Annotated in this window: 26 protein-coding genes and 1 pseudogene; 9 read left to right on the top strand and 18 right to left on the bottom strand. The window is 68.0% G+C overall.

Annotated elements, in window-relative coordinates:
• Positions 1-4: 4 nt before the first annotated feature.
• A complete protein-coding gene (gene lipB, locus AC07O8_RS04780) occupies positions 5-673 on the bottom strand; it encodes a lipoyl(octanoyl) transferase LipB (RefSeq protein ID WP_495046932.1) in 669 nt (222 codons plus the stop codon).
• Positions 674-735: 62 nt separating this feature from the next.
• Between lipB and AC07O8_RS04775 the strand changes: the two genes are divergently transcribed.
• The gene (locus AC07O8_RS04775) at positions 736-1404 is read left to right on the top strand and encodes a tetratricopeptide repeat protein (RefSeq protein WP_495046931.1); all 669 of its coding nucleotides are present in this window, start codon (positions 736-738) and stop codon (positions 1402-1404) included.
• A gap of 15 nt (positions 1405-1419) precedes the next feature.
• Here AC07O8_RS04775 and AC07O8_RS04770 read toward each other — a convergent pair whose 3' ends face one another.
• The 7 genes from AC07O8_RS04770 to AC07O8_RS04740 form a co-directional block, all read right to left on the bottom strand.
• Complete coding sequence (locus tag AC07O8_RS04770; protein ID WP_495046930.1) at positions 1420-1710, bottom strand: DUF493 family protein; 291 nt, start codon at positions 1708-1710, stop codon at positions 1420-1422.
• A gap of 24 nt (positions 1711-1734) precedes the next feature.
• Positions 1735-2616 carry a D-amino acid aminotransferase gene (locus AC07O8_RS04765; protein ID WP_495046929.1) on the bottom strand — a complete coding sequence of 294 codons (882 nt, stop codon included), beginning with the start codon at positions 2614-2616 and terminating at the stop codon, positions 1735-1737.
• A gap of 93 nt (positions 2617-2709) precedes the next feature.
• Entirely contained in the window at positions 2710-3879 is a 1170-nt protein-coding gene (locus tag AC07O8_RS04760) for a D-alanyl-D-alanine carboxypeptidase family protein (protein ID WP_495046928.1), read from the bottom strand.
• Between the two features lie 13 nt (positions 3880-3892).
• On the bottom strand, positions 3893-4528 hold the full coding sequence (locus tag AC07O8_RS04755) for an alpha/beta hydrolase (protein ID WP_495046927.1): 636 nt from the start codon (positions 4526-4528) through the stop codon (positions 3893-3895).
• Between the two features lie 16 nt (positions 4529-4544).
• Positions 4545-4877, bottom strand: a complete 333-nt coding sequence (locus AC07O8_RS04750; RefSeq protein WP_431260365.1) for a (2Fe-2S) ferredoxin domain-containing protein — start codon at positions 4875-4877, stop codon at positions 4545-4547.
• Entirely contained in the window at positions 4874-6097 is a 1224-nt protein-coding gene (locus AC07O8_RS04745; RefSeq protein WP_495046926.1) for a VanZ family protein, read from the bottom strand. The genes AC07O8_RS04750 and AC07O8_RS04745 overlap by 4 nt, the downstream gene beginning before the upstream one ends.
• 7 nt (positions 6098-6104) lie before the next feature.
• The gene (locus AC07O8_RS04740) at positions 6105-6533 is read right to left on the bottom strand and encodes a CopD family protein (RefSeq protein WP_495046925.1); all 429 of its coding nucleotides are present in this window, start codon (positions 6531-6533) and stop codon (positions 6105-6107) included.
• 221 nt (positions 6534-6754) lie between these two features.
• Here AC07O8_RS04740 and hemB point away from each other — a divergent pair, with 221 nt between their 5' ends.
• Entirely contained in the window at positions 6755-7762 is a 1008-nt protein-coding gene (gene hemB, locus AC07O8_RS04735; RefSeq protein WP_495046924.1) for a porphobilinogen synthase, read from the top strand.
• 41 nt (positions 7763-7803) lie between these two features.
• Positions 7804-8898 carry a magnesium transporter CorA family protein gene (locus AC07O8_RS04730; protein WP_495046923.1) on the top strand — a complete coding sequence of 365 codons (1095 nt, stop codon included), beginning with the start codon at positions 7804-7806 and terminating at the stop codon, positions 8896-8898.
• 3 nt (positions 8899-8901) lie between these two features.
• Here the strand turns inward: AC07O8_RS04730 and ybeY are convergent, their stop codons facing one another.
• Both ybeY and AC07O8_RS04720 read right to left on the bottom strand, forming a co-directional pair.
• A complete protein-coding gene (ybeY, locus tag AC07O8_RS04725) occupies positions 8902-9348 on the bottom strand; it encodes an rRNA maturation RNase YbeY (RefSeq protein ID WP_495046922.1) in 447 nt (148 codons plus the stop codon).
• A 290-nt stretch (positions 9349-9638) separates the two neighbouring features.
• Positions 9639-10628: pseudogene (locus tag AC07O8_RS04720) on the bottom strand (PhoH family protein); the annotation flags it as partial.
• A 91-nt stretch (positions 10629-10719) separates the two neighbouring features.
• Here AC07O8_RS04720 and AC07O8_RS04715 point away from each other — a divergent pair.
• Positions 10720-12195 carry a sensor histidine kinase gene (locus AC07O8_RS04715; protein ID WP_495046921.1) on the top strand — a complete coding sequence of 492 codons (1476 nt, stop codon included), beginning with the start codon at positions 10720-10722 and terminating at the stop codon, positions 12193-12195.
• On the opposite strand, the gene AC07O8_RS04710 is transcribed toward AC07O8_RS04715, so the two are convergent.
• Positions 12179-12349 carry a hypothetical protein gene (locus AC07O8_RS04710; RefSeq protein ID WP_495046920.1) on the bottom strand — a complete coding sequence of 57 codons (171 nt, stop codon included), beginning with the start codon at positions 12347-12349 and terminating at the stop codon, positions 12179-12181. The two genes, AC07O8_RS04715 and AC07O8_RS04710, sit on opposite strands and share 17 nt — an antisense overlap.
• On the opposite strand from AC07O8_RS04710, the gene AC07O8_RS04705 reads away from it, so the two are divergent.
• The 3 genes from AC07O8_RS04705 (at position 12348) to ruvB (ending at position 14774) form a co-directional block, all read left to right on the top strand.
• A complete protein-coding gene (locus AC07O8_RS04705; RefSeq protein ID WP_067069232.1) occupies positions 12348-13001 on the top strand; it encodes a response regulator in 654 nt (217 codons plus the stop codon). The two genes, AC07O8_RS04710 and AC07O8_RS04705, sit on opposite strands and share 2 nt — an antisense overlap.
• Before the next feature lie 110 nt (positions 13002-13111).
• The gene (gene ruvA / locus AC07O8_RS04700) at positions 13112-13681 is read left to right on the top strand and encodes a Holliday junction branch migration protein RuvA (RefSeq protein WP_297530207.1); all 570 of its coding nucleotides are present in this window, start codon (positions 13112-13114) and stop codon (positions 13679-13681) included.
• A gap of 28 nt (positions 13682-13709) precedes the next feature.
• Positions 13710-14774, top strand: a complete 1065-nt coding sequence (gene ruvB / locus AC07O8_RS04695; protein WP_495046919.1) for a Holliday junction branch migration DNA helicase RuvB — start codon at positions 13710-13712, stop codon at positions 14772-14774.
• Positions 14775-14892: 118 nt separating this feature from the next.
• On the opposite strand, the gene AC07O8_RS04690 is transcribed toward ruvB, so the two are convergent.
• From AC07O8_RS04690 to AC07O8_RS04665, 6 genes are all read right to left on the bottom strand, one after another.
• Positions 14893-15846 carry a porin gene (locus AC07O8_RS04690; protein WP_495046918.1) on the bottom strand — a complete coding sequence of 318 codons (954 nt, stop codon included), beginning with the start codon at positions 15844-15846 and terminating at the stop codon, positions 14893-14895.
• Positions 15847-15972: 126 nt separating this feature from the next.
• Complete coding sequence (locus AC07O8_RS04685) at positions 15973-17049, bottom strand: sterol desaturase family protein (protein WP_495046917.1); 1077 nt, start codon at positions 17047-17049, stop codon at positions 15973-15975.
• Between the two features lie 83 nt (positions 17050-17132).
• A complete protein-coding gene (locus AC07O8_RS04680; protein ID WP_495046916.1) occupies positions 17133-17810 on the bottom strand; it encodes a histidine phosphatase family protein in 678 nt (225 codons plus the stop codon).
• The gene (locus tag AC07O8_RS04675) at positions 17811-18164 is read right to left on the bottom strand and encodes a DUF1840 domain-containing protein (RefSeq protein ID WP_495046915.1); all 354 of its coding nucleotides are present in this window, start codon (positions 18162-18164) and stop codon (positions 17811-17813) included. It lies immediately after the preceding gene.
• Positions 18165-18268: 104 nt separating this feature from the next.
• Entirely contained in the window at positions 18269-20434 is a 2166-nt protein-coding gene (locus AC07O8_RS04670) for a putative bifunctional diguanylate cyclase/phosphodiesterase (protein WP_495046914.1), read from the bottom strand.
• Complete coding sequence (locus AC07O8_RS04665) at positions 20431-21720, bottom strand: cyclic di-GMP phosphodiesterase (protein WP_495046913.1); 1290 nt, start codon at positions 21718-21720, stop codon at positions 20431-20433. Before AC07O8_RS04665 ends, AC07O8_RS04670 begins: the two co-directional genes overlap by 4 nt.
• Before the next feature lie 200 nt (positions 21721-21920).
• Between AC07O8_RS04665 and pcaF the strand changes: the two genes are divergently transcribed.
• Together pcaF and AC07O8_RS04655 are read left to right on the top strand one after the other, a co-directional pair.
• Positions 21921-23120, top strand: coding sequence for a 3-oxoadipyl-CoA thiolase (pcaF, locus tag AC07O8_RS04660; protein WP_495046912.1), 1200 nt, complete (start codon positions 21921-21923; stop codon positions 23118-23120).
• 570 nt (positions 23121-23690) lie between these two features.
• Complete coding sequence (locus tag AC07O8_RS04655; protein WP_088407692.1) at positions 23691-24527, top strand: IclR family transcriptional regulator domain-containing protein; 837 nt, start codon at positions 23691-23693, stop codon at positions 24525-24527.
• Between the two features lie 165 nt (positions 24528-24692).
• On the opposite strand, the gene AC07O8_RS04650 is transcribed toward AC07O8_RS04655, so the two are convergent.
• Entirely contained in the window at positions 24693-26243 is a 1551-nt protein-coding gene (locus tag AC07O8_RS04650; RefSeq protein ID WP_495046911.1) for a 3-hydroxyacyl-CoA dehydrogenase, read from the bottom strand.
• Positions 26244-26287: the final 44 nt, after the last annotated feature.

Raw genomic sequence — 26287 nt, 5'->3', positions numbered from 1 at the left:
GGCCTCAGGGTTGGAGCTGGGCGGCAAGCCGCTCTCCGAACCGCTGGGCCACCGTGGCCCAGTCCGTGAAAACCCCGAGTGTACCGAGGTCCACTGTCTGAAGCCCTGCGTATCCGCACGGATGGATGCCCAGGAAGGGCTTCAGGTCCATCGCGACATTCAGCGCGACACCGTGATACGTGCAGTGCCGGCTGATCTTGATCCCCAGCGCCGCGACCTTGCCCAGGCCGCGGAAAGGATCCGCCGGGTCGGCCGGCCCGGTCAGGGCGGCATGCGCCCCGGGGTCGTCCAGCCGCACGTAGATGCCGGGCGCGCCGGCGACGCGGTGACCCGTCACGCCGACGGCTTCCAGCGTCTGGATCACGGCCGTCTCCAGGCGGAAGACGTATTCCTTGACGAAGATACCCAGCCGTTTCAGGTCCACCAGCGGATAGGCCACCACCTGCCCGGGGCCGTGGTACGTCACCTGCCCGCCCCGGTTGGTCTGTACGACGGGAATGCCCTGCGGGTCCAGGACGTTGTCGGCCTGACCGGCCAGGCCTTGGGTGTAGACGGGATCGAATTCGCAGAGCCAGAGCTCGTCCGGGGTCTCCGTGCCGCGCGTCTCGGTGAAGGCGCGCATCGCGTCCAGCGTGGCCGCGTAGTCGACGCGGCCCAGGGTCTTGATCAGCATCCCGGCATGCTAGCCGCGATGGCCCTAGCATCGTCGGCATCGGGACATTCAGGAGCCGCGCCATGCCGCGTCACATCACGGCCCTCGCCGCCCTCGCGGTCTGCTGCCTGGCACTGCATGGCGGCGCGGCCTTCGCCGCTGGCGTCACGCTGGAGCAGGCGCTCGCCACGTACGAACGCGGCGACCTTCAAGCCGCGGAGAAGCAGTTCCGCGCGCTGTCGCAGCAGGGCCTCGCGCTCGGCGACTACAACCTCGCGATGATGCATCTGCGCGCGGAAGTGCCGAAACCTGATCCCAAGCTCGCCCGGCAACTGCTCTTGCGCGCGGCCGGTCGCGGTCTGGTCCGTGCCGAGTTGGCCCTGGGACAGTTCCACGAGCAGGGCGAGGACGGCAAACCCGACCTGGTCCAGGCCCAATCCTGGTACCTGAAGGCCGCCGAACACGGCAGCGTCGACGCGCAGGTGGCCGTGGCCACCGCGTTCTACCTGGGTCGTGGCGCGGGGAAGGACTTCCCGCAGGCGGCGCTGTGGTATCGCGAAGCCGCGAAGGGCGGCGACGTCGGTGCGCAGTACCTGATCGCGTCGATGTACGAGTCGGGCCTGGGCGTCGAGCGCGACCTGCGCCTGGCGCGCTACTGGTACGACATCGCGGCGCGAAACGGCGACGAGGCCGCGCCGTACAAGCTCAAGGCCGTCGACGCGGCGCTCGCGGCCGACGCCGGCTCGGTCTGAGTCCTCAGAGCACCCTCAGAGCACGACCTTCACCATCGGGTGGGTGGTCAGCGTGCGATAGAGCTCGTCGAGCTGCTCGCGGCTGGTCGCGGTGACGGTGATCGTCACGCCCAGGTACTTGCCGCCCGAGCTCGGGCGCTTCTCCACCCTCGACGCGTCGAACGCCGGATCGAACTGCTGCGCAACGCTGACGATCGCTTCGACGAAGCCCTCCACCTGCGCGCCCATCACCTTGATGGGGAACTGCGACGGGTACTCGATGAGCGATTGCTCGGGCGGGATCGGGGCGTTGTTGAAGCTGGTCATGATGGGACATTCAAATGGTGTCGGTCAGCGGCTTTGCAAGACCTTGGCCCGCTGGTAGGCCTCGTGGAGCTTCGCGTAGACCGGGCCCGGCTTGCCGCGCAATGCGCCGTGGCCGACCTGGTCGTGGTCGAGCCGGGTGACCGGGGCGACCTCCTTGCTGGCGGAGGTCAGCAGGATCTCGTCGGCGGTGCTCAATTCGGTCTCCGCGATCGGGCGGAGGTTGCAGGCGATGCCGAGTTCTTCGCAGAGCTCCTTGAGCAGGCGCACGCGGATGCCTTCGAGCAAGGTCTCGCCCGGCGGCGGTGTCAGCAGCGCGCCGTCGCGCACGATCCAGACATTGCTGCTGGAGCCTTCGGTCACGTAGCCGTCGCGGATCAGCACCGTCTCATCGGCACCTTGATCCGTCGCAGTCTGGCGCGCGAGCACATTGCCCAGCAGTGAGATGCTCTTGATGTCGCCCCGCTGCCAGCGGAAGTCGCGCGCCGTCACGCAACTCAAGCCCTGATGGCGCTGCTCCGGCGTCAGCGCGTGCAGCGGTTGCGTGTACGCGAGCACCGTCGGCTCCACGTCCTTGGGCATCGCATGGCCCCGCGCCGCGACGCCGCGCGTGACCTGCAGGTAGATCGCCTGGTCCTCGACGTCCGGCAAGTGCGCCACCAGGCTGCGGAACAGGTCCAGCCAGGCTTCGCGCTCATAGGGGTCTTCGATGCGCAGCGCCTTCAGGCTGCGACCGAGCCGGTCCAGGTGGTCGTCGACGCGGAACAGCCGCCGCGCGTAGACGGGGATCGACTCGTAGACGCCGTCGCCGAAGAGGAATCCTCGGTCCATCACCGGCACCCGGGCATCGCCGAGGCGGCCCAGGTGGCCGTTCAGGTAGCAGGGAAGATCGGCCCAGGGCATGGTCATCGGTAGCTCCCGTCGCGTGGTCCGCCGAAGCCACCGACTGTACGCCGCCGGCCCGGCAGGCCAACCCCGGCAAGCGAGGGGCCTTGAGCGCGCTTACTTGATCCAGAGGCGGATCGCGTCCCAGGCGCGCCCGAAGATGCCGGCCAGCGGCACCTCCTGCTGCACGACCAGCGGCACCTCGGCCACCGGCGCGCCGCCCGCCGTCGTCACCTTCAGCGTGCCCACGCGCTGGTTCAGCGCCAGCGGCGCGACCAGCGGGTCGGTGCGTTGGATGTCGGTCTTGAGCTTCCCGCCCTCGCCGCGCGGGACCGCGACGAAGACGGCGTCCGCCGCGCCCAGCTTGGCTTCCGGCACGGCGCCCTTCCAGACCTTGACGGTGGTGATCGGCTGGTTCTTCTCGAACAGGCGCACCGCGTCGAAGGCCGAGTAGCCCCAGTTCAGCAGCTTCTGGCTCTCGGTCGCGCGGGCTTCCTTCGAGGCCGTGCCCATCACCACGCTCAGCAGACGGCGCTTGCCGTTGGGCACGTCGCGCTGCGCGCTCGCCGCCAAGCAGTAGCCGGCGGCGTCGGTGTAGCCGGTCTTGCCGCCGTCCACCGACGGATCCCGGCCCAGCAGCATGTTGCGGTTGGACTGGCGGATCTTGTTGAAGGTGTACTCGCGCTTGGAGTAGTAGTCGGCGTAGTACTGCGGATAGTCCTGGATCACGTGCGAGAAGATGACCGCGATGTCGCGGGCGCTCGTCTTGTGGCCGGGCTCGGTGATGCCGGTGACGTTCTTGAACGCCGTGTTCTTCAGGCCCCAGGCCTGGGCCTGCTTGTTCATCATCGCGACGAACTGCTCGACCGTGCCGCCCACGCCTTCCGCCAGCGCCACCGAGGCGTCGTTGCCCGACTGGATGATCATGCCGCGCAGCAGCTCGTCGACCTTGGGCGTCATCGTCGTGTCGATGAACATCAGCGACGGGTCGCCCTTGCGTTCGTCCCAGGCGCGCTTGGAGACGGTCAGCGTCTGGTCCAGCGTCAGGCGCTTGGCCTTGAGCGCGTCGAAGACGACATAGGCCGTCATCAGCTTGGTCAGCGACGCGGGATCCTGCGGCGTGTCGGCGTCGCGTTCGGCGAGCGTCTGGTTCGTCGTCAGGTCCAGCAGCACGAAGTTGCGGGCCGCGATCTCGGGCGGCGTCAGCGCCTGCGCCGAGGCGCCGGTCGTCATCACGAAGCTGGACAGGCCCACGCCGAGGGCCAGGGAAGCAAGGAAGCGTTTCATTCGGGAGAGATCCTCAGGTGCGCGTTTCGCCGACGGCATGCCAGCCGCGCGTCACCAAGTTCTTGAGCAGCGGCAACTGCCCATGGAAGAAGTGCCCGACACCGGGCACCACGATGACCGGCAGCGCCTGCGGGCGTGCCCAGTCGAAGACCGCGCTCAGCGGCACCACGTCGTCCTGTTCGCCGTGGATCACGACGGTATCGGCCGGCACCGTCGCGACGCCGAAGCGGCTCGCGGCCGGACCGACCAGGAGCAGGCGTTCCGCCGGCTGCTCGAGCTGGAGCGCCGCCTGCGACGCGACGAAGCCGCCGAAGGAGAAGCCCGCCAGCGCCAGCGGCTGCGCCGGATCGCGCAAGGCCGCGATCACGGCCAGCGCGTCGTCGACCTCGCCGCGACCCTCGTCCCAGGCGCCGGCCGACTTGCCGATGCCGCGGAAATTGAAGCGCACCGCGCGGTAGCCCAGGTGCACGAACGCGCGCGCGATCGTCTGCACCACCTTGTTGTCCATCGTGCCGCCCTGCGTCGGATTCGGGTGGCAGATCACCACCACGCCGCGCAGCGGGCCCGCGTCGACCGCGGGTTCGTCGATCGCGCATTCGATCTCGCCGGCCGGGCCGGCGATCTGCCGGCGCTGGGTCTGTGCATTCATTCGAGCGGGCTCCTGATCAACGGCCGACCGAATCGTCGAGCACCAGGCGTTCAACGACCTCGCCATGCTTGAGGTGGCGCTCGACGATCTCGTCGATGTCGCTGTTGTCGACGAACTGGTACCAGACCGCGTCCGGATAGACGACCGCCACCGGCCCGCCGGCGCAGCGGTCCAGGCAGCCCGCCTTGTTCACGCGCACGCCGCCCTTGCCGGCCAGCTTCTCGGCCTTGACGCGCTTCTTGCAGTGGTCGAAGGCCTCCTGCGCGTTGTGCTGAAGGCAGGCGTTCTCGTTCTCGCGCTGGTTCAGGCAGAAGAAGATGTGGCGTTGGTAGTAGCTGGGGGAGCTCATCGGTCGATTGTAGTTTCAGGGTTTACACCGAGCGGTCGTTCGTGCGGTCCGTCACGATCCGCTTGTCCTTCAGAGCGCCCGCCGGATCGGTCATCGGCAGCACCCTCACCGGCAGGCGGCGGGCCCGGACGATCGCTCTGCGTCACGCCGTAAAGCAGCCAGGCCAGCGCCGCGAACGGCCACAGCCAGCCCACCCATTGCGCCAGACCGTAGAGGTTGACGAAGCGGCCCTGCTCCCAGAACTGCAGGCTTTCGAGCAGGTAGGGATCGGACGGCGCCTCGGCCATCAACGCGATCAGCGCGGTCAGCACGACCAGACCCCACGCCGCGTTCGCGCGACGCGACATGAACGCCGCCAGCAGCGCCAGCACGCCGCCGATGATCAGGCCGGGTTCGGTCGTCGAGGTCAGCCAGGCCCACGCATGATCGGGGCCGAAGTTCAGCAGCGTCGACCAGGCCGTCGTCGTCACGCCCAGCGCGATCGCCCCCAGCACCAGCAACGCGCGACGCCTGCCCGGTCGCGCCACCGACAGCGCCAGCAGGCATGGCGCCAGGATCCCCATGGCGATGGCGATCGCCTCGAGGCCGGGCGGCAGCGGCAGGTCGTCGGTCAGCTCCTTGGGCACGAGTTCCCAGGGCGTGTTCTCGAGCAGCAGTTCGGCCCATTCGCGCAGGCGCGGAAACAGCTGTCCGAGCCCCAGCGGCAGCGGCGCCGGATACAGCAGCCCCACCGGCCACAGCGCGAGCAGCGCCAGCGCGCCCGCGCTGTGCGGCACGAACCAGCGTTCGCGCCAGCCGTTCCAGCGCTCCAGTCCGCCCAGCCACAGCACCGCCCACGCGCACAGGCCGCCGAGCCAGGCGCCGGCGCTGTTCAGCAGGAAATCCGCCAGCGACGGCACGCGGCCCGGGAGGAAGTACTGCAGCGTCTCCATCGAGAACGACAGCAGCGGCAACCCGACCACCGTCAGCAGCAGCGCGCGCATCAGGCTGCCGCTGCCGCGCATCACCGCGGAGAAGCAGAGCAGCCCCAGCGGCCAGTAGCCGAGCACGTTGACCCAGATGTCGAACTTGCCCCAGTAGCGCGGCCAGGGCAATCCGACGAAACCGGGCCACGGCAGGCTGGGCGGCATGCGCCAGGGCCAGAACGGATACAGGCTGGCGTAGACCACCAGCACGGCGTAACACAGGGCCAGCCAGGTGGCGGAACTGCGCCGATGCATCGCCGGATCAGAAGGGTTTGACGACGACCAGGACCACGATCGCCGCGAACATCAGCACGGAGACCTCGTTGAACACACGGAACCACTTGTGGCTGCGGCGGTTGGCGAGCATCTCGAACTTGCGCAGGAAGGCGCGGCACACGTGGTGATAGCCGATGACCGCGACGACCAGCGCGAGCTTGGCATGCATCCACCCGTTGCCCGTGCCGCGCCCGATGCCGTAGTACAGCCACAGCGCGAGGCCGAACCCCAGGGCGAGCAGCATCAGCCCCGAGCTGAAGCGGTAAAGCTTCAGGGCCATGATCAACAGCCGTTCGCGCTCGGCGTGGCTGTCCGCGGGCACCATGGCCAGGTTCACGAAGATCCGCGGCAGGTAGAACAGGCCGGAGAACCACGCGGCGACGAAAATGATGTGAAGCGCTTTGATCCAGAGCATCACGGCATTATGGAGGGCGCGAAAAAAAACCCCGGCTTCACAGCCGGGGTCGGAAAGCCTTATCGCTGTCATCACGTTAAGGCTCCTGCTCAGGGAGGAAAAGCAGGGAACGACAGCCAAGCGGCTATCATTCAAGAACGACTTTAACAGATCTGCCGAATTTCGGAATCCACGTCTTTCCGCCTGGTGGCCCCTCATCCTGGTGGTACTTCCCGGAAATCATGCAACTTCCTGCCCCTTATCCCGCCAGCCGTCCCCGTCGCCTGCGCCGCGACGCCTTCACCCGGGCGCTGGTCCGCGAACACCGCCTGCACCCCAGCGATTTCATCTTTCCGGTGTTCGTCCATGAGGGCGAGAACCGTGTCGAACCGATCGCGTCGATGCCGGGCGTCTCCCGGCTGAGCCTGGACCAGCTGATTCCCGTCGCCGAGGAGTGCGTCGAGCTGGGCATCCCGGTGATCGCGCTGTTCCCCGCGATCGACACCGCGCTGAAGACGCCCGACGGCATCGAGGCAACGAATCCGGACGGCCTGATCCCGCGCGTCGTGCGCGCACTCAAGGAGAAGGTGCCCGGCCTGGGCGTGCTGACGGATGTCGCGCTCGACCCGTACACCAGCCACGGCCAGGACGGCGTGCTCGACGAGCAGGGCTACATCCTGAACGACCGCACCGTCGAGCTGCTCAAGCAGCAGGCGCTGGTCCAGGCCCGGGCGGGCGTGGACATCGTCGCGCCCAGCGACATGATGGACGGCCGCATCGGCGCGATCCGCGCCGCGCTCGAGGCCGACAGCCACATCCACACGCGGATCATGGCCTACAGCGCCAAGTACGCGAGCGCCTTCTACGGCCCGTTCCGCGACGCGGTGGGCTCGCGCAACAACCTCGGCAAGGCCGACAAGAAGACCTACCAGATGGACCCGGGCAACAGCGACGAAGCCTTGCGCGAGGTCGGCCTGGATCTGGCCGAAGGCGCCGACATGGTGATGGTCAAGCCCGGCCTGCCTTACCTGGACATCGTGCGCCTCGTGAAGCAGGAGTTTCGCGTGCCGACCTTCGCGTACCAGGTCAGCGGCGAGTACGCCATGATCAAGGCCGCCGCCGCTAACGGCTGGCTGGACCACGACGCGGTGATGCTCGAAGCGCTGCTGGCCTTCAAGCGCGCCGGCGCCGACGGCATCCTGACCTACTTCGCGATGGACGCGGCGCGTCTGATCCGCGCCGCCGCCTGAACGTCCACTCCGCCAGGGAACCCCGGCTGCCCGACCGACGCATGCGCATCTTCCACCTGAGCGACGCGCTCTACGAGGAGCTCGCCGGGCTGCCCGACGAACTCCCGCCCGAAGGCTTCCTGTGGATCGGCCTGCCGCGCCGCGAGTTCGAGCTCCAGCTCGGCACGCTGCAGCAGCAGCTGACGCGCTGGACCGGCGCGCAGCTGCTCGATCTGCATGTGTCGGATCTGATGAATCCGCAATTGCCGTCCCACTTCGATTACACGAGCGCCTACGACCTGATGGTGTTCCGCCGGCTCGCGACGATGCCCGGCAGCGAGCAGTACCTCTCCGACGACGAGCCTCGCCATGCGGCGGCGGTCAATGAAGCGCTGCAGGCCATCGACACCAGTCCGGTCGGCTTCGCGGTCTTCGACCGCGTGCTGATCACGGTGCATCCCGGCGAGTGTTCGCTGCGGGACCACTTCGCCGGCAAGCTCGGCGCGCAGCAGGAAGGCCGCGACCTGCGCGGCAGCACGCGGCTGCCCCACAGCCCGGCCGAGCTGATGCTGCGCATGGTCAACCACATGGTCGACAGCTACCTGGACCTGCGCCGGCTGCTGACGCGCCAGCTGACGACGCTGCAGAACCTGCTGCTGGATCGGCGCGGCCACTTCCGCGACTGGCCGGTGGTGCTGCACGCCCGCGACACGCTGTCACGACTGGAAGACCTCTGCGAGGACCAGCGCAGCGCGGTGCAGGAATGGATAGACGCGCTGGGCGAATGGCCGGTCGGCGACGAGCGGGCGGAGCGCGAGCGCGAGCTGCTGCGCGTGCGGTCGCGCGACGTGCTCGAGCACGTCGAGCGTGTGCTGACCCATGTGCGGCGGCTGGAGAGCTCGGCCGAGACCTCGGTGCAGATGCACTTCTCGCTCACCGGCGAGCGCACCAACAACATCATGCGGACGCTGACCGTGCTGACGGCCATCTTCCTGCCGCTGAACCTGATCACCGGCGTCTTCGGCATGAACTTCGACACCCTGCCGCTGATCCACCGGGCCACCGGCTTCTGGATCGCCGTGGGCGTCATGGTCGTGACCGCCCTCCTGCTCGGCGCCTTCTTCTGGCGCAAGCGCTACCTGGGCACGCAGCAGTAGCGCTCAGCGCTTGACGTAGGGATCGGCGAAGCCGAGCCCGATCATGACCTCGGTCTCGCGCGCCTCCATGAACTCGGCCTCGTCGTCTGCCTCGTGGTCGTAGCCCTGCGCGTGCAGCGTGCCGTGGACCAACATGTGCGCGTAATGCGCCGCGAGGTCCAGGCCCATCTCCTTCGCCTCGCGTTCGACGACCTCGGCGCAGATCACCAGGTCCGCGGCGACGACCGGCTCGTGCGTGTAGTCAAAAGTCAGCACGTTGGTCGCGTAATCCTTGGACCGGTATTCGCGGTTGAGCGACTGCCCTTCCTCCGCATCGACGATGCGGACCGTGATCTCGCCGGGCAGCTCCAGCGCCGCGCGCATCCAGCGGATCACCTTGTGCCGCGGCAGCAGCGCCTTGTGGCGCGGATCGGCGAATTGCAACGAGAGGCTCAGCGCCGGACGGCTCATCGCGAGGCTCCCTTGCGCGTGGACTTGACCGCGGGCTTCCTTGTGGCAGGCTTTGCTGCGGCGGGTTTCCTGGCGGCCGTCTTCTTCGCAGCGGGCTTGGCCGCCGGCTTCCTGGCGGCGGCTTTCTTCACGGGCTCAGCCGGCGGCGCGAGCGGCGGAGGCGCCTCTTCGAAGCGCAGTGCCTCTTCGCGCAAGCGCAGCGCACGCAGGCGGCGCTCCTCGCGTTCCTCGGCGAACTGGGCGCGATGCGCCTCTTCCGCGCGCGCTTCCTCGCGCGCCAGCGCCTCCGTCTGGTCCTCGTAGGCTTGCACGATGCGTGCCACCAGCGGATGACGGACGACGTCCGCGCGTGTGAAGCGCGTGATCGCGATGCCCTCGACGTCGTCCAGCACCTGCTCGGCGTCGACCAGACCGCTGCGCATGCCGCGCGGCAGGTCGATCTGGCTGGTGTCGCCGGTCACCACGCACTTGCTGCCGAAACCGATGCGTGTCAGGAACATCTTCATCTGCTCGGGCGTCGTGTTCTGCGCCTCGTCGAGGATGACGAAGGCGTGATTCAAGGTGCGTCCCCGCATGAAGGCCAGCGGCGCGATCTCCAGTTGGCCCTTGTCGAACGCCTTGGTCACGCGATCGAAGCCCATCAGGTCGTACAACGCGTCGTAGAGCGGCCGCAGGTACGGATCGACCTTCTGCGTCAGGTCGCCGGGCAGGAAGCCCAGCCGCTCGCCGGCCTCGACCGCCGGCCGCGTCAGGATGATGCGCTGCACGGTCGAGCGCTCCAGCGCATCCACCGCGCAGGCCACCGCGAGGAAGGTCTTGCCCGTGCCCGCCGGCCCGATGCCGAAGCTGATGTCGTGCGACAGGATGCTGCGCAGGTAGAGATGCTGGTTGCCGGTGCGACCGGCCAAGTCGGCGCGACGGGTGCGCAGCACGACGCCGTTGTCGTCCGGGCCCTCCGGGCCGCCCGGGCCGCCCGGGCCGCCCGTGTTCCCGCCGTTGGCGGCTTTCGTCCGCGCGACCACGTCGTTGGCCGCCTCGACGATCGCCAGTCGCAGGGTCTCGCCGGGAATCGCCCGGTCGGCCCGCGCGTAGAGCGACTCGAGCAAGGCCACCGTGCGCTGCGCCGGCGCGCGGTCGCCCTCGATGTTGAAGTGCTCGGCGCGATGGGTGATGCGCACGCTCAGCGCCGCCTCGATCTGGCGGAGATGCTCGTCCAGCGGGCCGCACAGGTGCGACAGGCGACGGTTGTCGGCGGGGGTGAAGGCGTGGCGCAGGTTCAAGCGGAGAAGGCTCCGTATTCAGGGGGGTTGAGGACGGTATTGTCGCGCGCCGGTGCGCGGCGCGCTTGCCGCGCCTGCACAATCGCCCCCCATGCACCGGACCACGGAACAACAAGGAGACGCTGCCGGCCCCAGGGATGCCGTGCCGGCGCAGGGGGGCTCCAGGCCTGCGGCGTTCGGCGCCGCGGCCGCGCTGACATTGGCCGTGCCGGTCTGCCTCGCGCAAGTGGCCGGTGCCGCGGTCGCCGGCTCCGACGTCACCGCCGGCTCCTTCGCCACCTTGTGGACGAGGCTCGCCCCGCAGCTCGCCTACGGCCTGCAGTCCGCGCTGGTGCTGATGGCCTTCGTGCTGGGACTGCTGATCTGGCAACGACGCGCCCAGCGCCATATCTCCTGGCTGCTCGTCCTGATGCCGGGATGGGTCGTCATGGTGGGTCTCGCGCCGCTGTCGTCGTGGCGCACGGGGATCGCGGTGATCCTGGCGCCGTGGCTGCTCTGGTCCGCGGTGCACTACTTGATGCGACGGATGCGGCGACGGGACCGCCGCATGCACCGCGCCCTGCTGGCCCAGGCGCTGCTCTTTCCCGCCGCGCTGCTGCTGCCGGTACCGGCCACGCGCATCGCCGCCTTCGCGCTCTGGTGGCTGGGCGCGCAGCTGCTCGTGGCGATGGCCTGGCACCTCTGGCATCTCTGGCAGGACATGTTCCTGCCGACCTTGGAGGAGCGCTACCCGCGGTCCGACTTCATCCTCAGCTGTGTGCTGATCGGCTTCGGCGCGTTCGCGGTCCTGACGGCCTGGAGCTTGCCGGGCAGCGGCCTGGCCGGCATCCTCGGCCCGCTGTGCCTGCTGGGCCTGGGCCTGCATCGCGTGCGCGAGTTCGCCCGCGCGCTCACGCAGTCCGAGCTCGCCGTCCTGCAAGGCGAGTTGCGCCTGCAGGAGCGCATCGCCGAACTGGAGCGCCATTTCGATCAGGTCGCGGAGACCAAGCTGGAGCAGGTCACCGAACGCGAGCGCAAGCGCATCGCCGCCGACCTCCACGACGACCTCGGCGCCAAGCTGCTGACCATCGTGCACACCAGCGAATCGGACCGGATCTCAACGCTCGCGCGCGAAGCGCTGGAGGAGATGCGGCTGTCCGTGCGCGGCCTGACCGGCAAGCCGGTGCAACTGCTCGATGCGCTTGGGGACTGGCGTGCCGAAGTGGTCTCGCGCCTGGCCCAGGCCAACATCCTGGCCGAGTGGAAGTCGCCCGCCGAGGACATCGAGCACACCTTCCCCGCCCGTGCCTACGTGCAGACGACGCGCATCCTGCGCGAATCGGTCAGCAACATCATCAAGCACAGCGGCGCCACGCACTGCGTGATCAGCTGCTCGGCGCAGGACGGCTATTTCTCGGTGGTGATCCAGGACAACGGCCAGGGCATCCCGCTCGAGCTCGAGGGTCGCCTGGACAAGGGACACGGCATGGCCAGCATGAAGGCCCGCGCCAAGCAGATGCATGGCCAGTGCCTGGTCGAATCGGGTCCCGGTTGGGGCACCGTCATCCGGCTCACGATCCCCCTTTGATCACGCGCTGATCGCGATCTCCCGTGATCCATTGCCGCTGGCGCCACAGTCCGGCGTTGATCAGGATGGTCAGCCCCCCGAGAAAGCCGTACTGTTGCAGGAAGTCAGCGGGCACTCCGCCCGCACGACAATCCTGAGCAAGAATCCGCGCCATGAACCACATCCTGCTCCTCGAAGACATTCCCGAAATCCGCGCCTGGCTCAAGGTCCTGGTCAAGCAGGTCTTCGCCAACGCGGTCGTCACCGAGTGCTCGCGGGTGCAGGACGCGCTGCAGCAGGTCAACTCGCAGCGCTTCACGCTGGCGCTGCTGGACCTGGGCCTGCCGGACGGGTCCGGCGTCGACGTGATCTCCGCGCTGCGCGAGAAGCAGCCCGAGGTCCAGTCGGTCATCGTCACCATCCACGACGACGACGAACACCTCTTCCCCGCCCTGCAGGCCGGCGCCTTCGGCTATCTGCTCAAGGAGCAGTCTCGCGAGCTGCTGGTCGAGCAGTTGCAGCGCATCAGCCAGGGCGAACCGCCGCTGTCCCCGTCGATCGCGCGCAAGGTCATCGCCTACTTCACCTCGCAACGCCGGCCGCAGGCCGCGCAGGTGCTGCACGAGGTGTCGCTGACCGACCGCGAGACGGAAGTCCTGCTGCGCGTCGCGAAGGGCTTCACGCTGCCGGAGATCGGCGTGCAGCTGGGTCTGTCGCGCCACACGATCGCCGACTACGTGAAGCAGATCTACCGCAAGCTGAACGTGAGTTCGCGCGCCGAGGCCGCGCTGGAGGCCCAGCGCCTGGGTCTTTTCGGCAGGAACTGAGCGCCCAGGGCGCCGGCTCCCGAGGCAGGATCGCTCGCCGCGGGAAAATACTGGACAAATATCCAGCAGATCGCCGTCTAAGCGTCGACGAACGCGGATAATCCGCGCCCATGATCGGCAAGCTCACCGGCGTCATCGCGGAAAAATCGCCCCCGCAGGTTGTCATCGACGTGCAAGGCGTCGGCTACGAAGTCGACGTGCCGATGAGCACCTTCTTCAACCTGCCCGGCCTGGGCGAACGCGCCACGCTGTTGACGCACCTGAGCATCCGCGAGGATGCGCACGTCCTCTTCGGATTTCTCACCGCCGAGGAGCGCAGCACCTTCCGCCTGCTGATCAAGATCAGCGGCGTCGGTCCGAAGATGGCGCTCTCCCTGCTGTCGGGCATGTCGGTCGGGGATCTGGCGCAGGCCGTCTCCAAGCAGGAAGCCGGCCGGCTGGTGAAGGTGCCGGGCATCGGGAAGAAGACGGCCGAGCGATTGCTGCTGGAGCTCAAGGGCAAGCTGAGCCCGGACCTCTCGCTGCCGGTGTCCGTGGCCAACGACGCGCAGGCCGACATCCTGCAGGCGCTGGTCGCGCTGGGCTACAGCGAGAAGGAAGCCGGCAGCGCGCTGAAGACGCTGCCATCGGACATCGGCGTCAGCGAGGGCATCAAGCTGGCGATGAAGCACCTGTCATGAATCCACGCGCGCGGCGTACTCTCCCACCATGAGCATCCAGACCGACGACTTCACGCCCGCGCCGCAGCAGGCCCGACTCATCAGCGCACAACCCACGTCGCCGAACGAGGATGCGATCGAGCGCGCGCTGCGTCCCAAGCTGCTCGACGAGTACGTCGGCCAGGCCAAGGCGCGGGAGCAGTTGGAGATCTTCATCGGCGCCGCGAAGAAGCGCCGTGAGGCGCTCGACCACGTGCTGCTGTTCGGACCGCCTGGATTGGGCAAGACCACGCTGAGCCACATCGTCGCCGCGGAACTGGGCGTCAACCTGCGCCAGACCAGCGGTCCGGTGCTGGAGAAACCCAAGGACCTGGCGGCGATCCTGACCAACCTCGAGCGCAATGACGTGCTCTTCATCGACGAGATCCACCGGCTGTCCCCGGTCGTCGAGGAGATCCTGTATCCGGCGCTCGAGGACTACCAGATCGACATCATGATCGGCGAAGGCCCGGCGGCCCGTTCGATCAAGCTCGACCTGCAGCCGTTCACCCTGGTCGGCGCGACCACACGCGCCGGCATGCTGACCAACCCGCTGCGCGACCGCTTCGGCATCGTGGCGCGGCTGGAGTTCTACACGGCCGAGGAACTCCAGCGCATCGTGACCCGGTCTGCCGCGCTGCTCGGCGCGCCGATGGATCCGGAGGGCGCGCTCGAAGTCGCGCGCCGGTCGCGCGGCACGCCGCGGATCGCGAACCGGCTGCTGCGCCGCGTCCGCGACTATGCGGACGTCAAGGCGGACGGCACCATCACCCGCAACATCGCCGAAAAAGCGCTGGCGATGCTGGATGTCGACCCGTTGGGCTTCGACCTGATGGACCGCAAGCTGCTGGAGGCGGTCGTGCACCGGTTCGACGGCGGACCGGTGGGCCTGGACAACGTCGCCGCGGCCATCGGTGAGGAGCCCGGCACCATCGAGGACGTGATCGAGCCCTACCTGATCCAGCAGGGCTTCCTGCAACGCACGCCGCGGGGGCGGATCGCGACGCTGGCGGCTTATCGCCACCTCGGCGTCGCACCGCCGAAGCAGGCGGGGCAGCTGTTCGAGCTCGAATAGCGCGCTTCGGGCCTGCCGATGGCAGGCTCATCGACCACCGGGGTCGCAGCGCGCGGCACAGCAGCAACAATGAAAAAAGGCGCTCCGAAGAGCGCCTTTCTGCTTCCAGATCCGGAGATCAGAAGTTGTGGCGGACGCCCAGGGCGAACGAGCTCAGGTCGTCGCGCTTGTTCGCCGTGGAAGCGTCCACGGCGGTGTAGAACGCGTACACCTTGGTGCGCTTGCTCAGGTTGTAGTTGTAGGCCACGGTGTATTGCTTGCCACCGTTGCGACCGTTGTTGAACGAGTAGGCGCCAGCCTTGGTGCCACCGACGTTCAGGTGGAATTCCGATTGGCCCAGCGTGTACATCACGGCGGCGCGGCCGATCCAACGCGAGTCCTTCGCGCCCGGCGATTGCGGCGTGCCCGACTCTTCGCGTTGCGCGTAGCCGCCGAAGGTGAAGGCGCCCAGTTCATACAGGCCGCGGATCGCGTACTGCTTGGCCGAACCTTGCTTGCTGTAGCCAGCGCCCAGGTGCATCGGGCCCTGGTCGTAGTTCAGCGCGACGTCGTAGCCGCGGGGGTCGACGCCCTCGCCGGCGTGCAGCGTGAACTCGCCGTTGAAGCCGCCGACGTTCGGGGTGAAGTAACCGACCTTGTTGGTCTGCGTGAAGCCGGCACCGGAGTACAGCTTGTCTTCCGACGTGCCGGTGTCATGGTTGTGCATCGACACGTAGTCGGCGGTGGCGTAGTACGAGCCCGGGGTCCAGCGGCCCAGACGGATCGCGCCGAAGTCGCCGGCCAGCTGCACGCTGGCTTCACGGTTCCAGAACGCCGAGTTGGTCTGGCGGCCGTCGTCGGAGTTCAGGCCATGTTCCAGGGCGAAGCTGGCCTTCAAGCCGCTGCCGAGGTCTTCCGTGCCCTTGAAACCCAGGCGGGAGTTGTTGTTGATCACCGAAGCGACGCGGTCGTTGTTGCCGGTCTTGATGCTTTCCACCGAGGTGTTGATGCGACCCCAGAGCGTGACGGAGCTCTGCGCGAACACGGGAGCGGAAAGAGCCGCGATGGCCGCAGCGAATGCAATCTTTTTCATACCCACCTTCATCCAGTTGGAGGTTTCAGCCGGTCTGGCTCAATGGCTTTACTGCAAGGTGTGCGGAGTATAGAAGTGCGTTGCACGCACCCATAACGCCCGACGCAAAATTGCAACAGTTCCCCGTTAGGGGTGAACCAGAGGGCTGGCGGGTGATAGCAGACGTGCCGTCAGCACCTGGCCCGCCAGGAGTCCGGCCAGCACGACGATCTGCGCGATGGGGCCGAGCCGATGGGCATTCCAGAGGAACAGCGCGACCGCGCCGAGCAGCAGCAGGAACATCGCCCCCGCCGCCCAGGCGTGCGAGGACGCAACCTTCGGGTCGAACAGCGGCCTCGTGTGCGGGTCGTATCCGGGCGCTATGCGGGCACCGACGCCGGGTTCCCAGTGTGCGGGCTCCCACCACAGGCGCAGCTTGTCCCGCCAACGCGGCGTGCGCCGGGTCTTGGCCAGCAGCTTGGCGTACACCTGGACGTTGGCGGTCCACGGGTTCCAGCTCTGCAGCGAATCGCGGGTCCCGTAGACACAGGGCTCGCGATCCAGCTCTTCCTGGAAGCTGCCGAACAAGCGGTCCCAGATGACGAGGATTCCGCCGTAATTGCGATCAAGATAGGGATCGTTGACGGCGTGATGCACGCGATGGTTGGAGGGAGAGCAGAACCACCGGTCGAACCAGCCGAGCTTGCCGATCTGCTGGGTGTGAACCCAGAACTGGTACAGCAGGTCGATCAACGCGACCACGGCATACACCAGCGGCGGGAAGCCGAGGATCGCCATCGGCATGTAGAAGAGCCAGCCGACCAGCCAGCCACTGCCGGTCTGGCGCAGGGCGGTGGAGAGGTTGTAGTCCTCGCTCTGGTGGTGGACGGCGTGCGCAGCCCACAACAGCGCGGTCGTGTGGCCGAGCCGGTGGTGCCAGTAGTAGAGGAAGTCGTACAGCAGCAGTCCCAGCAGCCAGACCCACCACGCGCCCGCATCCAGGCGGGTCAGCGCCGCGCGCTCGAAGACCCAGGTGTAGATGCCCAGCGTGAAGAGCTTGGTCAGCACGCCCACCACCTGGCTGAGCATCCCCAGCGCGATGCTGCTCACCGCGTCGTTCAGGCGATAGGTGTTGCGCCCGCGGCGCAGGCCGATCCAGTATTCGAGCCCGATCAGGGCGAAGAACACCGGCGTTGCCAGCACGATGATCTGTGCGTCGGTCATGTGTCTCCTCGATGAGCGCTCGGTGCGGCGCTTCTGTCGATGTTGGCGGCCGCCAGCCCTCGTGGGAGCTGGCCATCCCGCGCTCAGGCCCGGGCGGTCGCCGTGGCGGCAGGCATGAAACCCGGCACGCCGGGATCATCCAGGGTCAGGCCTTGCAGATGCTGGTCGTCGTTCCATCCGACCAGGCTGAATCCTTGCGGCGAATGCAGCAGCCGGTTGATGCTCGTGTTGCCCAGGACCCAGCTGCGCGGCGCCTGCAGATCGATGCGGGTTGCCGCGCGGTAGAGGCAGTCCATCACACCGCCGTGCGCCACGATCGCGATCGTCTGCCCCGCATGGGCCGCGGCCAGCTCGGACACGACCGCGATGCAGCGGGCGTAGAGCGTGACCAGACTTTCCCCGCCGGGCGGCTCGAAGTCGGGATCACGCCGCCGCCAACGCAGGGCGTCCTCGGGGAATCCGGACTCGATCTCGGTCCAGAGCTTGCCCTCGTGGATGCCGAAGGCGCGCTCCCGCAGTCGCTCGTCGAGGCGGACCGCCAGCCCGTGCGGTGCCGCCAGGTGCCGGGCCGTCACCGCCGCGCGGTCCAGGTCGCTCGCATAGATCGCGTCGATCGGATGGTCCGCCAGCGCGGCGCCGAGCCGTTCGGCCTGGCGCTCGCCCAACGCGTTCAGCGGGAGATTCAGATGGCCTTGGAGTCGGCCTTCGCGGTTCCAGGCAGTTTCGCCGTGGCGGATCGCCAGGATCAGGGTCGAGTCCACTCAGACGCCCCAGACCACATCCGTGTTGGCGGCCTGCGCGGCACGCATCAGCTCAAGCAGCGGCCACAGCCGCTGGCGCAGCGTGACCTCGGGCTTGGGCGGCGGCTTGCGACCTTCGGCTTGGGCCTGCTCGACGGCGCGGTCGTGGGCCTGCTGTTCTTCTGCGATGGCGGCCTCGCCGTGCGCGATCAGCCCGGCCAGGTCGGACGCCTGGAGAATCCCCTGCGGCGCAGGTCCGCGGCCCAGGGCCTGCAGCGCCTGATCGCCATGGGCGGCCAACATGATGACGTCAGCCCCCGCCTTCGACTTGAATTTGTACAGCATGCGTGTCTCCCGGCCGGCGACGGCGGCCATCGGCGCATTGTGCCGCTCTCGTGCGCGAGGCAGTGGAGAGGTCTCCCGACCCCGCCGCACGCCCCCTCCGGGTCGATCCCGATGCGCCCGCGGCGCGGTGGGGATCAGCCGCCGCGAAGCAGGTGGACGGATGCGCGCGCGGCGCGCGGCACGGCGGCGACCTGCTCACGCGCCAACTTGCCGGCTTCGGCCTGCGCGGCGATCTGGACCTGGCGCTCCTCGAAGGCGCGCGTTTCCAGCGCCGGCGCGCACAGGAATCCCTGGTATTCGTGGCAACCGCAGCGCGCCAGGAAATCACGTTGCGCCTCGGTCTCGACGCCCTCGGCGATGACCTTCAGATTGAGCGCACGCCCCATCTGCACGATCGCGTTGACGATGCCGGCGTCGCTGGCGTCGCCCGGCAACCCGTGGACGAAGCTCCGGTCGATCTTGAGCCGCTGGATCGGGAAACGCTTCAGATAGCCCAGGCTCGAATAGCCGGTGCCGAAGTCGTCGATCGACATCAGCACGCCCAGCTCCGACAGCGCTTCCATCCGGTGCAAGGCTTCCTCGGCGTCGCGCAGGAGCACGGACTCGGTCAGTTCAAGCTCCAGCAGCGACGGCGGCAGGTCATAGGCGCGCAAGGCCTGCGCCACCTGTTCGACGAACTGCGTCTGCTGGAACTGCAGCGCCGACACGTTGACCGCCACCGGCACGCGCAGCCCCTTCTGGAGCCAGGCCGCGGCCTGCGCCACCGCCTGCTGCAGCACCCACTGGCCGATCGAGACGATGAAGCCGCTCTCCTCCGCCACGGGGATGAACTCGGACGGCGGAACGTCGCCGCGCAGCGGATCGCGCCAGCGGATCAGCGCCTCCGCGCCGACGAGCTCGCCGGTCTCCAGCGAGACCTGCGGCTGGAAGTGCAGGCGGAATTCATGTTCCTGCAGCGCCTGGCGCATCGCGTGGTCCAGCCGCATGCGCGACAGCAGGTCCACATCCTTGCGCGGCTGGTGGAAACGGAACGCGCTGCGTCCGCTTTCCTTGACCCAATGCATCGCACGCTCGGCGCTGGCCAGCAGTTCCTCGGCGCTGGCGCCATCGCCGGGGAACAGCGCGATGCCGATGCTGCAGGTGACGGTGAAACTCAGCGTGTCGAAACAGAACGGCCTCGACATCGCCTCCTGGACGCGACGCGCCGCATGTTCCGCACCGCGGGCGTCGGCCTGGTGGACCAGCAGCGCGAATTCATCGCCGTCGAGCCGCGCGACGGTGTCGACCTCGCGCAGCGATTCCTTCAAGCGCAGCGCGACTTCCTTCAGCACGCGATCGCCGTACGAATGGCCCAGCGTGTCGTTGATCTGCTTGAAGCGGTCGAGGTCGACGTTGAGCAGCGCGAACGGCGTCGTCTCGCGACGGGCCATCGCCTGCGCGTAGTCGACGCGCTCCATCAGCGCGCGGCGGTTCGGCAGCCCGGTGAGCATGTCGTTGTGCGACAGCTCCTCGATGCGCTGATGCGCGGCCAGCTTCTCACTGAGGTCGCGGAACGAATACACACGACCGATCGGCCGGCCCCGGCTCCACTGCGGCAGGGACACGCGCTCGAGGACGCGACCGTCGATCAGCTTGAGGTTGTCGCTGGTATGCAGCAACGGCGATTCCTGGATCGCACCGAGCCGCATCGCATAGGCGGCGCCGTCGACGACGCTGCGCCGCATCCAGGCCTGCACGGCGTCGTCGTTGCGGTCATTGAGCAGGTCTTCCGGGATGCCCCACAGCGACGCCAGTCGCTGGTTGAAGCTGCGGATCCGTCCGGCCAGGTCCGTGACCAGGATGCCGTCCGCCGTCGATTCGAGCGTGGCCCGCAATTCGGCGAGCAGCGTCTCACGCTCCTCGTCATGCTGCCGCTGCTGGGTCTGGTCGCGCATCGCGATCAGCCACAGGCCGTCGCCCTGGGCCTGCGCGACATGGCTGATGCGCCGCGAGATCCACAGCATGCGCCCGTCGGCGTGGCGCATCATGGTGTCGGTGTGCAAGCTCTCGCGGCGGCCGATGGCGGCGTCCATCCAGAACAGCGCGTCCTCCGGCGTGGCGGCCAGCGATTCGACGCTGCTCCCGACCAGGTCCTTGACCTGAAATCCGAGCAGCTGCTGCGATGCGTGGTTGACCGCGATCACCTGGTGCGTGCGCGCGTCCACGAGCCACACCGCCTCCTGCAGCCCGTCGATCAGCGGCAGGAACGCAGGATTGACCGCCGCGGTGGACGCGGCGGAGGCTCGGGTCGTGAGCGTCACGCGGCCATCTCCCCGGGGGGCGAGGACAGCGGGCCGGCGGACTCGAAGAAGTAGGCGATGCGGCTGCGCGGGCTCAGGTAGTCCAGCGAGGCGCGCGGCAGTTGCTGCGGCTTGACGCTGCGACGGATGCCGAGATCGGGCAGCTCTTCCAGGTTCAGCACCAGCGCTTCCTCGCGCGGCACCTTGGGATCGTGGACCATGACCCGGGGCTTGAGCGGACGCGACGAATTGACGGCCACGACCAGCGCGTAGCGGTCGTCGGTCAGCTGCACCGCGGAGCCCGGCGGATACACGCCCATCATCCGGATGAAGGCGTTGAGCATGGTCGCGTCGAAACGGCTGCGCCCCTGCGCGAACATCAGCGACAGGGCCTCGTGCGGCGTCATCGCCTTGGAGCTGAGCAGCGGATTGCACAGCCCGTCGAAGCGGTTGACGAGCGCCACGATGCGGGCGCCGATGCTCATGCGGTCGGCGTTCAGACGCTGCGGGAAGCCGCTGCCGTCGGCATGTTCATGATGCTGCGCGATGATCAACAGCGGGCCCGCGCCGATGCCCATCTTCTGCCCCAGCACCACGCCCTTGGCGACGTGCTGCTGATAGGCGGCCACCTCGGCGGCGGTGAAACTGTCATCACGATGGCGGAAACGCGCCGTCAGATCCATCTTGCCGACGTCGTGCAGCAGCGCGCCCTGGCCCAGGTCCAGCATCTCGTCGCGGCCCAGGCCGAAGGCCCGACCCAGCAGCATGGCGATCACGGCGACGTTCAGCGCGTGTGCGGTGCCGCGGTCGCCCGCCCCTTCATTGAGCAGGCGGATGTTGATGTCGCCTTCGACCAGCATCTTGTCCAGCAGCGCGCGGGACAGCGCGGAGGACCGGTCGCGTGCGTCGGTCGGCTCGCGCGGCACCAGGTCCATCAGATCACGCAGGGCGGTGGCGGCCTCGGCATACTGACGCTCGCACAGCAGCAGCGCGTCGCGCTGCTCGGCCAGCAGGCGGCGATGGCGTTCGCGCACCTCGTCCTCGGCACTGCGGTTCTCTTCGACGACAGCCGAGGCGGGGGTCGGTGCCGGCATCGGCGTCGCCTCCAGCGGCAGATCGCTCTTGCCCGGACTCCAGCGCACCTGCTTCAGCCCCAGACGGCGCAGGATCAGCAGCTGCTCTTCCGAGCTCAGCTTGAAACTGCTGAGCGGAAACGGATGCGACATCCAGCCGAGGTCGAGATGAATGAACATCCCCACTTTCAGCTGGTTCACATCGATGAGCGGATCGGCCGATCTGTCCTTCATTCTTGTAGTTCCGCGTCCCGGTTCGGACGCCCTCGTCAGCAGCTTCGGCTGCGGAGGGGCGCAACTTAAATCAAAAGCGCGTCAACCGTACGGTGTTGCGCACGATCCTGAGGGGACCGTGCAACTTGTCACAGGTTTTTCCTGCGCCCCCCTATGATCCCTCGAACCTCGCATTCTCATAAAGATACAGGAGACTTTTCATGCACGCCTTCATCTGCGACGCGCAGCGCACCCCGTTCGGGCGTTACGGCGGCGCCCTGTCGTCGGTCCGCGCGGATGATCTGGGCGCGGTGCCGATCCAGGCCTTGATGTCGCGCCATCCGTCGCTGGACTGGGAAGCGCTCGATGACGTGTTCTACGGATGCGCCAATCAGGCCGGCGAGGACAACCGCAACGTCGCGCGCATGTCCGCCCTGCTGGCCGGCCTGCCGATCGAGGTGGCCGGCGTGACGCTGAACCGGCTGTGCGGCTCCGGCATGGACGCCGTCGGCAGTGCCGCCCGGGCCATCCGCGCCGGCGAGGCCCAGCTGATGATCGCCGGCGGCGTCGAGAGCATGAGCCGCGCGCCCTTCGTCATGCCCAAGGCGGAGTCCGCCTTTTCCCGCGCCGCTGCGATCTACGACACCACCATCGGCTGGCGTTTCATCAATCCCAAGATGAAGGCGCAGTACGGCGTCGATGCGATGCCGGAGACGGCCGAAAACGTCGCCGTGGATTTCGGCATTCAGCGCGAGGCGCAGGACCGCATGGCCCTGGCGAGTCAGACCAAGGCGCTGGCGGCGCAGCGCAGCGGCTTCTTCGACGCCGAGATCTGCGCGGTCACCATTCCCCAGAAGAAGGGCGAGCCGGTGGTCGTGCGCCAGGACGAGCACCCGCGCGAGACCAGCCTGGAGGCGCTGAGCAAGCTCAAGGGCGTGGTCCGGCCGGACGGCAGCGTGACCGCCGGCAACGCGTCCGGCGTCAACGACGGCAGCTGCGCGCTGCTGATGGCGAGTGAAGCCGCAATCGCCCGGCACGGCCTGACCCCGCGGGCGCGCGTGCTCGGCATGGCGACGGCCGGCGTCGCGCCCCGCATCATGGGCATCGGCCCGGCCCCTGCGACCCGCAAGGTCCTCGCGCAAGTCGGGCTGACGCTGGACCAGATGGACGTCATCGAGTTGAACGAAGCCTTTGCCGCTCAAGGGCTGGCGGTCTTGCGCGATCTTGGCCTCCGCGACGACGACCCGCGCGTGAACCCCAACGGCGGCGCGATCGCGCTGGGACACCCGCTCGGCGCCAGCGGGGCGCGGTTGATCACCACAGCGATCAATCAGCTCCATCGCATCCAGGGTCGCTATGCGCTGTGCACCATGTGCATCGGCGTGGGCCAGGGCATCGCGGTCGTGGTCGAGCGCGTCTGACCGCCCGGGGCGCCGGTGCAGCCCGGCGCCCTGTCCCCCGTTCATGGTGGAACCCGGGCGCCGCGGTACCCGGGAAGATTCCAGCAATCGCCCGGGTTGTCGGACCTCATTTTGGTGCAGCGCGGGAGCGCTTCAGGTCGAGGCCATTGCTGCGCGACCTATAGCCAAAAGTTGGGGGCGACAGAGAAATCGTCATGGGCGCACGTAGGACCACGTAGGCGCCAATCGCACATCGCGTGTGATACTGACTCGGTTTGATGGCGCATACCGCTCATATATGTAGGGTATGCGGTGACAAGCATGATGTCTGACTATTGACCGCCTGCTTAGCGACCACCGACCGCGGTTTCGCGCACCTTTTTCCCGCTGAACGCCCATTCACACCGCCTGCTCCAGGTGGTGGGGCGTTCTGCACAGAAAATGCACCAAATTGATGCACAAGCGTGCGATTTGCGGATAAAACATTTGCCCTGGCAAACATTCTTCACAGGGTTGTCCCTATAGTCGTGGACATCACCTGCTTACGCCCAGCAGATTTGGGCGTCAAACGCACGTCCTCCCTCCCCCGCCATGTCCGCTGCACGAGCCTTTGATGATGAACTGACCGCGATTCAAGCGGTCGTCCCCGCCCCTGACGCTGAAGTCCGTACCGGTCCGCTGAAGCGCGACCTGGTGGCAGGCCTGGAAAAAGGTCTGGCCGTGATCGAGGCCTTCGATCAGGAACGTCCCAGACTGACCATCAGCGAGGTCGCCGGCCGCACCGGCCTGACCCGCGCAGCCGCCCGCCGCTACCTGCTGACGCTGACCCACCTGGGCTTCGTCTCGCAGGACCGCAAGATGTTCGCGCTGACCCCGAAGGTGCTGCGCCTGGGCCAGAGCTACATGCACTCCGCCCGCCTGCCGCGCATCATCGAACCCGAGCTGCACAAGCTGGCGTACGCGATGAAGGAAGCCTCGTCGGCCGGCGTGCTGGATGGCAACGACGTGATCTGCATCTCGGCGACGAGCGCAGGTCGCGTGGTCTCTCCGACGCTGCAGCCGGGCACCCGCGTGCCGGCCTACTGCACCGGCAACGGCCGCGTGCTGCTGGCGGCGCAACCGCAGGCGGAAGTCGACGCCTTCATCGCCCGCCAGGAACTGACCGCGCTGACCCCGCACACGATCACGCATCCGGAGCGCCTGCGCATCGAGATCGCCCGTGCCCGCGCGCAGGGTTACGCGCTGATCGACCAGGAGCTGGAACAAGGCCTGCGCTCGGTGGCCGTGCCGCTGAAGAACTACAAGGGTGACACCGTCGCCGCGATGGCCATCAGCGTTCACGCGACCCGCATGAGCATGGAGCAGATGGTCGAGCACTGCCTGCCGCCGCTGCTGCAGGCGCAAGCTCACCTCCGCATGCTGCTCTGAGGCTGCAGCGTCCAGAAGCGCCACTGAGAAAGCGACCCGAGGGTCGCTTTTTTCATGCGGCACGGTGCCCAGCTCGGTGCGTCGAGCCGGGGGGAGCCGGGGGCCCCGGGCCGATTTTGGGACTTATGAGGCCCGGGGCCCCCGGCTCCCGCCGGCTGTGCTCGGTCAACCCCAACTGCGGTGCTGCAACAGCGGGCTGACGCGGTAGCGCTCGCTGCGGTACGCGCCGAAGAGGCCGTCCAGCATGTCCACGACGACCGGCGCCCCGAGCAGCGCGAGCCATTCGAAGGGCCCCGCCGGATAGTTGACGCCGAGCTTCATCGCCGTATCGGCGCCTGCCTCGTCGCAGACGCCTTGCCAGACTGCATCGGCGCCCTCGTTGACCAGCATGGCGATCGTCCGCGCGACGGCAAGACCCGGCACGTCGCGCAGCACCAGTGGCTCCCAGCCGAGGCGGCGCAGCAGCGCTGCGGCGAGTGCCTGCGACGCGGCTTCGACACGCGGGGCGAACGCGATGGCCAGACCATCGATGCGATCCGGCGCCGGCGGCCAGTCGATCACCGCCAGACCGGGCTGGCGGCGTTCGTGCGCCAACTGCGCGGCACAGCGTCCGCGCGTGAAGTGCAACTGGAGACCGTCGATGGCGACACCGGTCCAGTCGGCGGCCGTGTCGTGCTCGAACGCGACGCCTCGCGTCGTCATCCAGTGGCCAAGGCGTTCCACCAACGCGCCCTGTCCCGACAGCGTGACCGCACCGACGTCCGCGTCGCTGGCGGTTTCAGCCGGCGACGTCGGGGATGAGGTCGAGGTCGACGTTGAAGTCGGCACGCCGTCATAGAAGCCCTTGCCGGACTTGCGTCCCAGTCGACCGCCGTCGACCAAGGCCTTCTGCACCAGCGACGGCTGATAGCGCTTGTCGCCGTAGTTGGCCTCGAACACCGACTGCGTCACCAGGTAGTTGGTGTCGTGCCCGATCAGGTCCATCAACTCGCAAGGTCCCATGCGGAAACCCGCGCCGCGCAACGCGCGATCCAGCTGCGCGGGTGAGCCGGCCTGTTCCTGCAACAGCACAAGCGTCTCGGCGTAATACGGCCGCGCGATGCGGTTCACGATGAACCCCGGCGTCGACTTCGCGTGCACCGGCGTCTTGCCCCAGCGGCGCGACAGCTGTTCGATCGCCTCGGCGGCGGAGGGGTCCGTCTCGGCGCCCCAGATGACCTCCACCAGCTTCATCAGCGGCACAGGATTGAAGAAGTGCATGCCGACCAGACGGCGCGGCGTCGCCATCCCGTTCGCCAGCGCGGTGATGCTGATCGACGACGTGTTGGAGGCGATGAGCGCATCGGGCGCCAACACTGCGTCGAGCTCGCGCAGCAACGCCTGCTTCGGCTCGAGCTTCTCGACGATCACCTCGATCACGAGGGCCGCCTCCTTCAATTCCTCGGCCGCGGCGGCCGGCGAGAGCCGGCCCATCACCGCCTCGCGCTCCGCCGCTTCCATGCGGCCCTTGGTCACGAGGCCGTCGAGCGCCTTGCCGATCTGCGCGATCGCCGCGACCGCGGCGCCCTCGCGCAGGTCCATCAGCCGGACCGGATGGCCGGCCTGCGCCGCCACCTGCGCGATGCCCGCGCCCATCACGCCCGCGCCGATCACCGCCACCGTCGCCTCTGCGGCCGGCACTGTCGCGACGCGCCAGGATCCCGTCGATTCCGTCATTGCTGTCTCCGTTTTTTCGCGTTCCGGTGCTCGTGCCGGTGCCG

The organism is Roseateles sp. GW821-FHT09G09, assembly GCF_059415965.1.
This window is presented reverse-complemented; position numbering and strand designations above follow the sequence as displayed.

What these genes read in the sequence shown, in the direction of transcription:
- lipB (WP_495046932.1), bottom strand. Translation starts at nt 673, where the DNA reads ATGCTGATCAAGACCCTGGGCCGCGTCGACTACGCGGCCACGCTGGAC.
- AC07O8_RS04775 (WP_495046931.1), top strand. Translation starts at nt 736, where the DNA reads ATGCCGCGTCACATCACGGCCCTCGCCGCCCTCGCGGTCTGCTGCCTG.
- AC07O8_RS04770 (WP_495046930.1), bottom strand. Translation starts at nt 1,710, where the DNA reads ATGACCAGCTTCAACAACGCCCCGATCCCGCCCGAGCAATCGCTCATC.
- AC07O8_RS04765 (WP_495046929.1), bottom strand. Translation starts at nt 2,616, where the DNA reads ATGACCATGCCCTGGGCCGATCTTCCCTGCTACCTGAACGGCCACCTG.
- AC07O8_RS04760 (WP_495046928.1), bottom strand. Translation starts at nt 3,879, where the DNA reads ATGAAACGCTTCCTTGCTTCCCTGGCCCTCGGCGTGGGCCTGTCCAGC.
- AC07O8_RS04755 (WP_495046927.1), bottom strand. Translation starts at nt 4,528, where the DNA reads ATGAATGCACAGACCCAGCGCCGGCAGATCGCCGGCCCGGCCGGCGAG.
- AC07O8_RS04750 (WP_431260365.1), bottom strand. Translation starts at nt 4,877, where the DNA reads ATGAGCTCCCCCAGCTACTACCAACGCCACATCTTCTTCTGCCTGAAC.
- AC07O8_RS04745 (WP_495046926.1), bottom strand. Translation starts at nt 6,097, where the DNA reads ATGCATCGGCGCAGTTCCGCCACCTGGCTGGCCCTGTGTTACGCCGTG.
- AC07O8_RS04740 (WP_495046925.1), bottom strand. Translation starts at nt 6,533, where the DNA reads ATGCTCTGGATCAAAGCGCTTCACATCATTTTCGTCGCCGCGTGGTTC.
- hemB (WP_495046924.1), top strand. Translation starts at nt 6,755, where the DNA reads ATGCAACTTCCTGCCCCTTATCCCGCCAGCCGTCCCCGTCGCCTGCGC.
- AC07O8_RS04730 (WP_495046923.1), top strand. Translation starts at nt 7,804, where the DNA reads ATGCGCATCTTCCACCTGAGCGACGCGCTCTACGAGGAGCTCGCCGGG.
- ybeY (WP_495046922.1), bottom strand. Translation starts at nt 9,348, where the DNA reads ATGAGCCGTCCGGCGCTGAGCCTCTCGTTGCAATTCGCCGATCCGCGC.
- AC07O8_RS04715 (WP_495046921.1), top strand. Translation starts at nt 10,720, where the DNA reads ATGCACCGGACCACGGAACAACAAGGAGACGCTGCCGGCCCCAGGGAT.
- AC07O8_RS04705 (WP_067069232.1), top strand. Translation starts at nt 12,348, where the DNA reads ATGAACCACATCCTGCTCCTCGAAGACATTCCCGAAATCCGCGCCTGG.
- AC07O8_RS04710 (WP_495046920.1), bottom strand. Translation starts at nt 12,349, where the DNA reads ATGGCGCGGATTCTTGCTCAGGATTGTCGTGCGGGCGGAGTGCCCGCT.
- ruvA (WP_297530207.1), top strand. Translation starts at nt 13,112, where the DNA reads ATGATCGGCAAGCTCACCGGCGTCATCGCGGAAAAATCGCCCCCGCAG.
- ruvB (WP_495046919.1), top strand. Translation starts at nt 13,710, where the DNA reads ATGAGCATCCAGACCGACGACTTCACGCCCGCGCCGCAGCAGGCCCGA.
- AC07O8_RS04690 (WP_495046918.1), bottom strand. Translation starts at nt 15,846, where the DNA reads ATGAAAAAGATTGCATTCGCTGCGGCCATCGCGGCTCTTTCCGCTCCC.
- AC07O8_RS04685 (WP_495046917.1), bottom strand. Translation starts at nt 17,049, where the DNA reads ATGACCGACGCACAGATCATCGTGCTGGCAACGCCGGTGTTCTTCGCC.
- AC07O8_RS04675 (WP_495046915.1), bottom strand. Translation starts at nt 18,164, where the DNA reads ATGGCCGCCGTCGCCGGCCGGGAGACACGCATGCTGTACAAATTCAAG.
- AC07O8_RS04665 (WP_495046913.1), bottom strand. Translation starts at nt 21,720, where the DNA reads ATGAAGGACAGATCGGCCGATCCGCTCATCGATGTGAACCAGCTGAAA.
- pcaF (WP_495046912.1), top strand. Translation starts at nt 21,921, where the DNA reads ATGCACGCCTTCATCTGCGACGCGCAGCGCACCCCGTTCGGGCGTTAC.
- AC07O8_RS04655 (WP_088407692.1), top strand. Translation starts at nt 23,691, where the DNA reads ATGTCCGCTGCACGAGCCTTTGATGATGAACTGACCGCGATTCAAGCG.
- AC07O8_RS04650 (WP_495046911.1), bottom strand. Translation starts at nt 26,243, where the DNA reads ATGACGGAATCGACGGGATCCTGGCGCGTCGCGACAGTGCCGGCCGCA.